This window comes from Bacillus sp. JJ1503, from assembly GCF_036965125.1.
Lineage (GTDB): Bacteria > Bacillota > Bacilli > Bacillales > Cytobacillaceae > Cytobacillus.
In genome coordinates, this window is sequence record NZ_JBALOZ010000382.1 from 1 (window position 1) to 987 (window position 987).

Annotated in this window: 2 protein-coding genes; one reads left to right on the plus strand and one right to left on the minus strand. The window is 39.5% G+C overall.

What is annotated here, in order from left to right:
- A partial coding sequence (locus tag V7149_RS23275; RefSeq protein ID WP_335347960.1) for a beta-ketoacyl synthase N-terminal-like domain-containing protein occupies positions 1–526 on the minus strand: 526 nt, incomplete at its 3' end.
- Between the two features lie 156 nt (positions 527–682).
- Between V7149_RS23275 and V7149_RS23280 the strand changes: the two genes are divergently transcribed.
- A complete protein-coding gene (locus V7149_RS23280) occupies positions 683–814 on the plus strand; it encodes a hypothetical protein (RefSeq protein ID WP_335347961.1) in 132 nt (43 codons plus the stop codon).
- The last annotated feature ends 173 nt before the right edge of the window (positions 815–987 follow it).

Sequence of the window (987 nt, forward strand, 5' to 3'; positions counted from 1 at the left end):
CTTCCCTGCTAAGTCCATAATTATCACAAAGGTTTTCCGCAGTGATTCCCATATGATAATCATTAAAAGCACACGTCAGTCCGTCAGAAACCATTGTATCTAACAGCTGCTGGTTGCCCATTTTAAACCCATTCCGTGCATTTTTTAATATGTAAGGCGCCTGGCTCATATTCTCTACTCCACCAGCAATCACAATGTCAGCATCTCCTGCCAAAATCGCCTGTGTTGCCAGATGAACAGCCTTCAGTCCAGATCCGCATACTTTATTTATGGTCATTGCGGAAACGCTTTCAGGAAGCCCCGCTTTAAGTGCTGCTTGCCTTGCAGGATTCTGTCCAAGACCTGCCTGCAATACGTTTCCAAGAATTACCTCATCCACCTGCTCAGGCTTAATTCCTGCCTTTTCAAGTGCTCCTTTGATCGCAATTGCACCTAATTCAGGAGCGGGTACATCCTTTAAACTGCCATTAAAGCTCCCTATTGCTGTGCGTACTGCACTAACAATGACTACTTCTGTTTTTGACATCTTAATCATCCTTTCTCGTTCATCTCATGAATTATACTTCTATTAAATAGTGCTAAAATCCTTTTATTTCGCCCAAAATTATCTAATGAATAATCCAGCCCTTCTTTATCCATCTTATTAGGTGTACTTAACAATACATAGAAGGGGGATGAAGAAATGAGTCAAAAGCGTGACAAGGGCCATAGTCAAAAAGGAAAGCCAAACAGTGATACAGTTAACCCTACAATTGCAGCAGAGGAATTAGAAAAAGCGATCCATCCTAAAAAACGTCAGAATTCTCAACAATAAGCCGCCGCTCCTTGAGCGGTTTTTTACATTTAGAATAACAATAAATGTTTTAAACTCCAATTAAATGGTAAAATAAAGAATAAGGCTGAGAGGAGGATGAAATTGAAAAGACTTCTTCGTTATATCCGTTATTTCCTTTCCTTCATTCTTTTTTTATCATCTATTGGGATTTA